A 9,778-nucleotide genomic window follows, 5' to 3' on the forward strand; every position below is an offset into this window, starting at 1 on the left:
TGGCGAGGGGGCTTGTCGGAATGCCCCCTCGCCACAGATGTCAGGGTTAACCAAAGATCTTTTTGAAGAAAGCCTGCATGTCCGCCCAGGATTTTTCGTCCGCAGCCTTGTTGTAGCCAATGTCGGGCCCGCCATGATCGCCATGGCCCAACCGATCGGCTTCCGGATTGGTGAAGCCGTGCTTGGCGCCGTCGAGACTGACGAATTTATAGTCGGCCCCGGCCTTGTCCATCTCGCTCTTGAAGGCGCTGATGCTCTCCGGGGTGACGATGCTGTCCAGCGCCCCGTGCTCCACCAGGATCTTCGCCTTGACGCTGCCCGGCGTTGCCGGCGTATTGGTTGCCAACGCACCATGGAAACTCACCACACCCGCCAGCGGCACACCCTGGCGCGCGGCGTTGAGCACCACGCCACCACCGAAGCAGTAGCCGATGGCGGCGATTTTGTTCGGGTCGGTTTGTGGCTGTTTCTTCAGCAAGTCGAGTCCGGCGTTAAACCTCGCGCTGCCCACGGCACTGTCTTTCGTCACCGCTTGCATAAAGGCCATGGCGTCTTTGGGGTGTTCGGTATTTTTGCCGTCACCGTACATGTCGATGGCCAGGGCGCTGTAGCCCAGGCCGGCGAGATCCCGGGCGCGACGCTTGGTGTAGTCATTCAGCCCCCAGAACTCATGCACCACCAAGACCCCGGGGCGCGGACCTTTGATGGCATCGTCATAAGCGTAATAGCCGATCATTTTCGTGCCGTCGGCACTTTGGTAGGGAATTTCCTGAGTATTGATGGCGGCCTGACTGAGCCTGCTCAGGGCCAGTAGGAGGACGGCTAAGAACATGCGCATGGTCGGAACTCCTTTTGAAACGTGTCGAAACATTCGGGAGGGGCCGGTTCAGCCCAGGTTCAGATTGCGTTCAGGGGGAGTTCAGGGCGCGGTGCGTAACCTTGCCCCGTACCCAAAAAACAAACGGCACATGAGGAACTCCCCAATGACTGGATTCAAAAAACTGCTTCTGGCGTTCACCGTTCTGGGCGCGAGCACCGCGGCCTTCGCGTCTGACGACAACTTCGCCAGCCTTACTCTTGGACAGACCAGCGACAAAGTCAAAAAGTCCCACGCCCTGAATGACAACCTCAACCACCCGAACGCCGATGGCGTGATCGGCAAGGACACCACCTGGGGTGTGCGTCTGGGCCAGCAGAATAGCCAGGGCCGTTACTACGCCACTTACGACAACGTGTCGGGCTCGCACAACGGCATTAAACTGCGTCAGGAAAACCTCCTGGGCAGCTACGATCTGTTCTACCCGGTGGGCGGCAGTACCAAATTGTTCGGCGGCGCCACGGCCGGCCTGACCAAAATGACCCAGGAGTCGCCAGGCTTCAGCCGCGACAGCGATATCGGCTACGCCATCGGTGGCCAGGTGGGTGTGCTGCAACAGGTTTCGCAGAACACCTCGGTTGAACTGGGTTACCGTTACCTGCGCAGCAACGCGAGCACCGAGATGAGTGAGCGCGGTGGCAGCAAGCAGGGTTCGCTGGACCTGACCAGTAGCGCCCAGACTTACCTGTCGGCCAACTACGCTTTCTGACAAGCGTTTCGTGAGCGGCTTGCGCCGGATCAGCCCGAGTGACTGATCCGGCGTTGCCATGTTAGCTATTGAGGTGCGACGTTGCGCCTCTGGAGATGTTGATTTGCCCGGGAGAGCGTTATGAAACTGCTGGTCGTCGAAGATGAAGCGCTGCTGCGTCATCACCTGAAAACCCGCCTGACGGAGAGCGGCCACGTGGTCGAGTCCGTGGCCAACGCCGAGGAGGGGCTGTACCAGACCGCGCAGTTCAACTTTGACCTGGCGGTGATCGACCTCGGTCTGCCGGGCATGAGCGGGCTCGACCTGATCCGCCAGTTGCGCTCAAGTGGCAAAACCTTCCCGATCCTCATCCTCACCGCGCGCGGCAACTGGCAGGACAAGGTCGAAGGCCTGGCCGCCGGCGCCGACGATTACGTGGTCAAGCCGTTTCAGTTCGAAGAACTGGAGGCCCGCCTGAATGCCTTGCTACGCCGCTCCAGCGGTTTTACCCAATCGACTATCGTTGCCGGTCCCTTGCTGCTGGACCTCAATCGCAAGCAGGCGTCCCTCGACGACCAGCCGCTGGCACTGACCGCGTACGAATACCGCATTCTCGAATACCTGATGCGCCATCATCAGCAGGTGGTGCCCAAGGACCGCTTGATGGAACAGCTCTACCCGGATGACGACGAGCGTGATCCGAATGTGATCGAGGTGCTGGTCGGCCGTCTGCGCCGCAAGCTGGAGGGGCCGGATGGGTTCAAACCGATCGACACCGTGCGCGGCCTGGGCTACCTGTTCAATGAGCGTTGCACTTGATCCGTTCGCTGCGCATTCGCTTGATGCTCGCCGCCACGCTGTTGGCGGTGTTGTTCATGCTGGCGTTGCTGCCGGCGATGCAGGGGGCCTTCAGCCTGGCGTTGCAGGACTCCATCGAGCAGCGCTTGGCATCGGACGTGACCACGTTGATCTCTGCCGCCCGGGTGGATAACAACAGCTTGCAGATGCCGGAGCAATTGCCCGACGAACGCTTCAACCTCACCGACAGCCGATTGCTCGGCTACATCTATGACCGTGAAGGGCATCTGGTCTGGCGTTCGAAGGCGACCCGGGAAGAACAGATCAATTACACGCCGCGCTATGACGGACGTGGCAACGAGTTCGCGCGGATCCGCGAAGCCAATGGCCAGGAGTTCTTCGTCTACGACGTCGAGGTCAAGTTGCTCGGCGGTAAAAGTGCGGCGTTCAGCATCGTGGCGCTGCAACCGGTTCGCGAGTACGAACTGACCCTCGAAGGCCTGCGGGAAAATCTCTATCTGGGTTTTGGCGCGGCACTGCTGGTGTTGCTGGCGTTGCTGTGGATCGGTCTGACCTGGGGCTTGCAGGCATTGCGGCGCTTGAGCCAGGAGCTGGACCAGATCGAAGGTGGCATCCGCGAAAGCCTCAGTGAAGAACATCCCCGGGAATTGCTGCGCCTGACCGGCTCTCTCAACCGCTTGCTGCACAGTGAACGTGAGCAGCGCAGTCGCTACCGTGATTCTCTCGATGACCTGGCCCATAGCCTGAAAACGCCGCTGGCGGTGTTGCAAGGCGTCAGTGAAGACATGGCCCAGCGTCCTGAGGATCGCGATCAGGCCTGGGTGCTGCAAACCCAGATCGAACGCATGAGTCAGCAGATCGGCTACCAGTTGCAGCGCGCCAGCCTGCGCAAGAGTGGTCTGGTACGTCATCAGGTGCACTTGCGGCCGGTGCTGAAAAGCCTGTGCGACACGCTGGACAAGGTCTATCGCGACAAGCGCGTGCACGTCGCGTTCGATTTGCCCGACCCGTGTTACGTACCGATCGAGCAGGGCGCTCTGTTGGAGATGATGGGCAATCTGCTGGAAAACGCCTATCGCCTGTGCCTCGGCGAAGTACGCATCAGCGTGCGCGAAACCCTCGGTGGCACCGAGTTGTGTGTCGAGGACGATGGCCCCGGCGTGCCACAGGATCAGCGCGCACGGATTCTCGAGCGAGGAGAGCGCCTGGACCGCCAGCACCCGGGGCAGGGCATCGGCCTGGCGGTGGTCAAGGACATCATCGAAAGCTACAGCGCCCAGCTGACGCTGGGGGATTCGCCAATGGGCGGGGCGGCGTTCCGGATTCACTTTCCGGTGGTTTAGTGGTGTTTTATCGGACGCCATCGCGAGCAAGCTCGCTCCCACAAAGGGTTGCGATAAACCTGTGGGAGCGAGCTTGCTCGCGATGAGGCCAGTGAATACTTCAAAAAAATCGGCCTTGGAAATCAGCTTTCCTGCGCCCGATAGGCTCCCGGTGTCAATCCGGTCCACTTCTTGAACGCCCGGTGAAACGCCGACGGCTCGGAAAACCCCAGCTGCTCGGCGATCTGTTGCAACGACAGGTCGGCGCGGCTCAGATGATAAATCGCGATGTCCCGGCGCAACTGGTCCTTCAATTCCTGAAAGCTCGAACCCTCTTCCCGCAGATGCCGGCGCAAGGTTTGCGGGCTGATGTGCAAGTGGGTGGCCACGGTTTCGAGGTCGGGCCAGCGTGAACTGTCGCGGCTGAGCAAGCGCCGCAAGCGGCTGCTCAAACTGTCGCCGTCATCCGGGCGCGAGAGCAGGTCGGCGGGGGAGCGCTCGAGGAAATGCTTGAGGGTGCGTTCGTCCTGCAACAGCGGCATGGCCAGGTAACGGCTGTGGAACAACAGGCTGCTCTGGGGCCTGGAAAACTCAAGCGGGCAGGAAAACAGCAGGTCGTACTCGGCGCCGTGTTCGGGCCTGGGGTAGCTGAACGTGGCCTGCTCCAGGCGAATGCGCTGGCCGATCAGCCAACTGCCGAATCGATGCCAGATCACCAACAGAGCCTCGCTCAGAAAGTGGTCCGGGTCCCAAAGTTGCGCGTCGTCCAGGCTCAGGCGGACCCATTCGTCCTCGCGGCTCAGGGTCAAACGCGGAGCTCCGGGGAATAGGCTATAAAACAATAAGCCACGATTGAGTGCCTTATCCAGATTGCGGCAGTGGATCACGGCATGACCCATCATCGCGAAGCTACCCGGTTTGCTCGGGGCTTGCCCGAACCCCAGGTACTCGTCGTCCAGTGCCAGCCATAAGGCCTGAATCAGTCGGGTGAACTGCTCCGGAGCGATACGCGCCCGCGGCTCGTCCAGCAACTCGGGGCTGATGCCCAGTTGCTGGAGCAGGCCCGAATAGTCGTAGCCATGCCGACGCGCACCACCCAGGGCGGCGCGAGCGAAATGACTGGCAATGGTGCGTTCGCGCATGGCAGCAGATCTGACCGTTGATCGACGGATGGTAGCTGCGCACTGCGGGCATGAACAGGGCGGATATCCGCCAAATTGCAGGGCGACTATTAGTGGAAGGGCGGAAACCCGCCACATGCTAGTAACCGTTCGGTGACAAGGAATTCGCTGCAACCCCTGATATCAAAAGGCTTGCAGGGTTTTTACGGAAGGTGGCACGGGCCTTGCGATACAACGAGCAGATGCCTGCCGTTGCGCAGCTCGAAAAAACAAATCCCTCCAGTGCAGGAGGGTTCGCAATTGCGGTGTTGCGGGCAACAGATGGATGTTGTCACCGGGCACCCTTGAGGAACTTTGCAATGACGACTCGTCAGCCACTGTACAAATCCCTGTATTTCCAGGTGATCGTTGCAATTGTCATCGGTATCTTGCTCGGTCACTTCTATCCGCAGCTCGGTGTGGCGGTAAAGCCGCTGGGTGACGGGTTCATCAAACTGATCAAAATGATCATCGCCCCGATCATCTTCTGTACCGTCGTCAGCGGTATCGCCGGCATGCAGGACATGAAAGCGGTCGGCAAGACTGGCGGTTACGCACTCCTTTACTTTGAAATCGTTTCGACCATCGCTTTGCTGGTGGGTCTGGTCGTGGTCAACGTCGTGCAGCCAGGCGCTGGCATGCACATCGACGTGAGTACACTGGATGCTTCCAAAGTCGCTACCTACGTCGCGGCCGGTGCCGATCAAAGCGTGGTCGGCTTCCTGCTCAACGTGATCCCGACCACCATCGTCGGCGCGTTCGCCACGGGCGACATCCTGCAAGTGCTGATGTTCTCGGTGATCTTCGGTTTCGCCCTGCATCGCCTGGGTGCCTACGGCAAGCCGATCCTCGACTTCATCGATCGCTTCGCCCATGTGATGTTCAACATCATCAACATGATCATGAAGCTCGCGCCAATCGGTGCCTTCGGTGCGATGGCGTTCACCATCGGTGCCTACGGTGTCGGCTCGCTGGTGCAGTTGGGTCAGTTGATGGCGTGCTTCTACATCACCTGCCTGTTGTTCATCCTGATCGTGCTGGGCGGCATTGCCCGCATGCACGGCTTCAGCGTTTTGAAAATGATCCGCTACATCCGTGAGGAACTGCTGATCGTGCTGGGTACTTCTTCTTCGGAATCGGTACTGCCACGGATGCTGATCAAGATGGAGCGTCTGGGCGCGCAGAAATCTGTCGTGGGTCTGGTGATTCCGACCGGTTACTCGTTCAACCTCGACGGTACCGCCATCTACCTGACCATGGCTGCGGTGTTCATTGCCCAAGCCACCGATACCCACATGGACATCACGCACCAGATCACCCTGCTGGTGGTGTTGTTGCTGTCCTCCAAAGGCGCCGCCGGTGTGACTGGTTCGGGCTTCATCGTACTGGCAGCCACCCTGTCCGCTGTTGGCCACCTGCCGGTTGCCGGCCTGGCGCTGATCCTCGGCATCGACCGCTTCATGTCCGAAGCCCGTGCCCTGACCAACCTGGTCGGTAACGCCGTGGCCACCATTGTTGTGGCCAAGTGGGTCAAGGAACTGGACACCGACGTGCTGCAAGCGGAGCTGGCCTCGGGCGGTCGCGGCATTGCCGACGAGCCTAAAGACGATGTTCTGGGCCACGTCGAAGGGGCAACCCCGACGAACGCCAAGTAAGCCTTGTTGTAATGAAAAACCCGCTTCGGCGGGTTTTTTCATGCCCGGCGTTTGAGCGTAACGGTCACTGCACGTGGCGTATAAGGTGATTGCTGCAAAGCAATCGGCTGCCTAGGCTGTGGGCATCGTAAAGGGAGAACGCTCATGCTCGGTCCACTGGCATCACTCAAGGTTCTGGATTTCTCGACACTGCTGCCGGGGCCATTCGCCTCGTTGTTGCTGGCGGACATGGGTGCCGAAGTGCTGCGCATCGAATCACCGACCCGCCTGGATCTGCTGCGGGTGTTGCCGCCCCACGATCAAGGAGTGTCGGCCAGTCATGCCTACCTCAACCGCAACAAGCGCAGCCTCGCCCTGGATCTCAAACAGCCTGAGGCGCTGGAGGTGATCGGGACGTTGCTGCAGGACTACGACATCGTGCTCGAGCAGTTCCGTCCGGGTGTCATGGCGCGCCTGGGCCTGGGTTACGAAGCCCTGAAGGCGATCAATCCGAAACTGATTTATGTGTCGATCACCGGCTATGGCCAGACCGGTCCCTACAAGGACCGCGCCGGCCACGACATCAACTATCTGGCCCTGTCCGGGCTGGCGAGTTACACCGGCCGTGCCGACAGTGGGCCGCTGCCGTTGGGCATGCAGGTGGCGGATGTCGCCGGTGGCTCGCTGCACGGGGTGATTGGCTTGCTGGCGGCGGTCATTGCCCGGCAGCAAACCGGTCAGGGCCAGCACCTGGATGTCAGCATGACCGACTGCGCGTTCAGCCTGAATGCGATGTCGGGTGCCGGGTATCTGGCCTGTGGCATCGAACCGGGCCTGGAAAACCAGGTGCTCAATGGCGGCAGCTTCTACGATTACTACCGCTCCGGGGATGGGCGCTGGCTGTCGGTGGGCAGCCTGGAACCGGTATTCATGAAACAGTTGTGCACGGCGTTGGGGCTGGAGGAACTGGCCGACCTCGGCCTGTCACCGCAACCGGCAGATCAGAAACAGCTTAAAGACGCGCTGAGGGTCGAATTTGAAAAGCATGATTTTGCCGAGTTGTGCGCGTTGTTCGCCGAAATGGATGCTTGTGTCGAGCCGGTGTTGAACCTGGGAGAAGCGCTGCGTCATCCGCAGTTGCAGGCCCGGGAGCTGGTGACCAACGTGCCGCGGGGCGATGGTTCAGCCCAGGCGCAGATGGCGTGCCCGCTGAAGTTTTCGCAAGGGTTGCCTGAGCCTCGGCATATAGGCGCGGTGCTGGGGCAGCATACGGATCAGGTGTTGGGGGAGTTGGGGTTCAGTGCGCAGCGGATTGAGGCGTTGCGGCGGGCCAAGGTGATTCTCTAGGGCCTGTCAGGCCGCTATCGCGAGCAAGCTCGCTCCCACACTGGATTTGCATCGCGCCAAATATCCCCTGTGGGAGCGAGCTTGCTCGCGATGAGGCCAGTGCAGTCACCAAAAGAACAACTACTCGACCCGCATCTCCCCACTGAACACCAAGGTGTGGCGACACCGCCGGCACAAATACCGCCGCCCTTGCCGAACCAGGCTGTGGCGCTGGGCCGAGAACGGGAAGTCGCTGTCGGCGCACGGGCACTTGTAGATGTAGCGGGTCACGCTGCGGCGTTTGACGTCATAGGTGTGGCAGCGGTTGGGCGGCAGTTCGTACACGCCGCGCATGATCAATTGCCACTCTTCGCCATGGGGCTGGATGCTCTCGCCGAACAGCTGATGGGCGATCAGGTGCGCGACTTCATGGGCCACGGTCTGCTTGAGAAAATCTTCGGTGTTTTCCCGGTACAGCTGCGGATTGAAGCGCAGCAGGTTCTCGTGCAAATGCGCGACACCGGCTTTCTGCCCGCGCAGCTTGAGGCTCACCACGGGGCGCTTGAAAGGTCGTTTGAAAAAGGATTCGGCTAGTTGGAAGCAGTCTTCGACGCGGGTATTGAGTTGCTCGGGCATGCTTGATGGATCTCCAGAGCGCTCGAGTATGCCGCAACCCTCGGGCCTTGCGAATCACCAGGTTGCCGAATGGTCGTGTGCCTTCTCGGCCCTGAAGATGAAAAGGCCGCCTTGCGGCGGCCTTTGTCGGCAGTTCTGATTTTCAGTGATGTGCGGCTAACTGGTGTAGACCGGCCCCACGCCGAGTCCCCAGACAATCACGGTGAACGCCATGATGGCGACCAGCACCACCAGGCCTACGGCGAGCACCGAACTTGAAAACAGGAAGCCCTCGTCAGATGGAATGTTCATGAATGTCGGTAAGCCCACATACAGCAGGTACACCGTGTAGCAGATGGCTGCGGTGCCGACGATCATCCCCAGCCACAAGTGCGGGTACAAGGCGGCGAGGCCGCCGATGAACAGCGGTGTAGCGGTGTAGGTTGCAAACGCAATGCAGCGGGCGAGGCTTGGGTTGGCGTCATAGGTGCGGGCCATCCAGTGGATGAATGCGCCCATTACCGCTACACCACCGAGCATCGCCAGGTACGACATGATTGTCATCCATACCGCGCTTTCTACGGTCAGCATCACGGGAGGCCGATTGCCGATGACCCAGCCGACCTGTGTGGTGCCAATAAAGGCAGATACGGCGGGGATCGCCGCCAGGATCAGCGTATGGGTCAGGTACATGTGGCTGATGCTTTCCTCCTGGTCGCCACGGATTTCTTTCCATTCTTGGTCAGGGTGGGTGAAGAGCCCCACTACGTGATGGATCATGCCAGTCACTCCTCTTGTTTTTACCGTCGCCCCCCAGTGGAGCGCCTACAGGCCAATGCGGCCAGGCAAGTCATAGGTCTGAAGATAATATGCGACCTTATGTCGCAGTATAGGGAGGAGTTTCCCCAGAAGGAGTAGGGGCATTAGAGCAAATCGCGCTGTAAACCCGGTTGTTAATCGCCGTCGGGTCTGTGCGGTATGACATCTGTGGCGAGGCACTTCGCCCCTGAAGCGTTTTTGCGTAAAATGCGGGCCTTTCGTCACACCTCACGGATTTCGCGTCATGGGCACTCTCACGGTCAACCAGAACAAACTGCAAAAGCGCCTTCGCCGACAGGCCGGTGAGGCGGTTGCCGATTTCAACATGATTGAAGACGGCGACAAGGTCATGGTCTGCCTGTCCGGTGGCAAGTTATAAGCAACAATTTTTTTGTAAAACACAAAAATCCGTAAATCTTTTCTTCATAGCCCGCTGGGTATCAATCTTCTCCCGCTTTAATTTGACAAAGCTATTTTCCAGCCTAGCCTTCACTGAATGGTTATTGGACTAGGTATTT

9 protein-coding genes and 1 pseudogene are annotated in these 9,778 nt (G+C 59.7%); 6 read left to right on the forward strand and 4 right to left on the reverse strand.

From position 1 onward, the window contains the following. Positions 1 to 46 precede the first annotated feature (46 nt). Entirely contained in the window at positions 47 to 838 is a 792-nt protein-coding gene (locus PMI29_RS02740; RefSeq protein WP_008003547.1) for a dienelactone hydrolase family protein, read from the reverse strand. A 145-nt stretch (positions 839 to 983) separates the two neighbouring features. On the opposite strand from PMI29_RS02740, the gene PMI29_RS02735 reads away from it, so the two are divergent. The 3 genes from PMI29_RS02735 to PMI29_RS02725 all read left to right on the forward strand — a co-directional run bounded on the left by PMI29_RS02735 (position 984) and on the right by PMI29_RS02725 (position 3,727). Continuing rightward, positions 984 to 1,586, forward strand: a complete 603-nt coding sequence (locus PMI29_RS02735; RefSeq protein ID WP_008003549.1) for a membrane protein — start codon at positions 984 to 986, stop codon at positions 1,584 to 1,586. Positions 1,587 to 1,706: 120 nt separating this feature from the next. Then, positions 1,707 to 2,384, forward strand: coding sequence for a response regulator transcription factor (locus PMI29_RS02730; protein WP_008003550.1), 678 nt, complete (start codon positions 1,707 to 1,709; stop codon positions 2,382 to 2,384). Next, positions 2,381 to 3,727: an ATP-binding protein gene (locus tag PMI29_RS02725; RefSeq protein WP_008003552.1), complete on the forward strand. Its 1,347-nt coding sequence runs from the start codon at positions 2,381 to 2,383 to the stop codon at positions 3,725 to 3,727. Before PMI29_RS02730 ends, PMI29_RS02725 begins: the two co-directional genes overlap by 4 nt. Positions 3,728 to 3,849: 122 nt before the next feature. On the opposite strand, the gene PMI29_RS02720 is transcribed toward PMI29_RS02725, so the two are convergent. Beyond that, the gene (locus PMI29_RS02720; RefSeq protein WP_008003554.1) at positions 3,850 to 4,848 is read right to left on the reverse strand and encodes an AraC family transcriptional regulator; all 999 of its coding nucleotides are present in this window, start codon (positions 4,846 to 4,848) and stop codon (positions 3,850 to 3,852) included. A gap of 338 nt (positions 4,849 to 5,186) precedes the next feature. On the opposite strand from PMI29_RS02720, the gene PMI29_RS02715 reads away from it, so the two are divergent. Then, positions 5,187 to 6,521, forward strand: a complete 1,335-nt coding sequence (locus tag PMI29_RS02715; protein ID WP_008003555.1) for a dicarboxylate/amino acid:cation symporter — start codon at positions 5,187 to 5,189, stop codon at positions 6,519 to 6,521. A 144-nt stretch (positions 6,522 to 6,665) separates the two neighbouring features. Next, positions 6,666 to 7,847 carry a CaiB/BaiF CoA transferase family protein gene (locus PMI29_RS02710; protein WP_008003557.1) on the forward strand — a complete coding sequence of 394 codons (1,182 nt, stop codon included), beginning with the start codon at positions 6,666 to 6,668 and terminating at the stop codon, positions 7,845 to 7,847. Positions 7,848 to 7,967: 120 nt separating this feature from the next. On the opposite strand, the gene PMI29_RS02705 is transcribed toward PMI29_RS02710, so the two are convergent. Continuing rightward, positions 7,968 to 8,462 (reverse strand): SprT family zinc-dependent metalloprotease, encoded by a 495-nt coding sequence (locus tag PMI29_RS02705; protein ID WP_008003559.1) that lies wholly within the window; start codon positions 8,460 to 8,462, stop codon positions 7,968 to 7,970. Between the two features lie 156 nt (positions 8,463 to 8,618). Next, complete coding sequence (locus PMI29_RS02700; RefSeq protein WP_008003560.1) at positions 8,619 to 9,221, reverse strand: Yip1 family protein; 603 nt, start codon at positions 9,219 to 9,221, stop codon at positions 8,619 to 8,621. A 283-nt stretch (positions 9,222 to 9,504) separates the two neighbouring features. Between PMI29_RS02700 and PMI29_RS31550 the strand changes: the two are divergent. Further along, positions 9,505 to 9,633 (forward strand): annotated as a pseudogene (locus tag PMI29_RS31550) (tRNA 2-thiocytidine(32) synthetase TtcA); the annotation flags it as partial. Positions 9,634 to 9,778 lie beyond the last annotated feature (145 nt).

The organism is Pseudomonas sp. GM49 (assembly GCF_000282355.1).
Taxonomy (GTDB): Bacteria; Pseudomonadota; Gammaproteobacteria; order Pseudomonadales; family Pseudomonadaceae; genus Aquipseudomonas.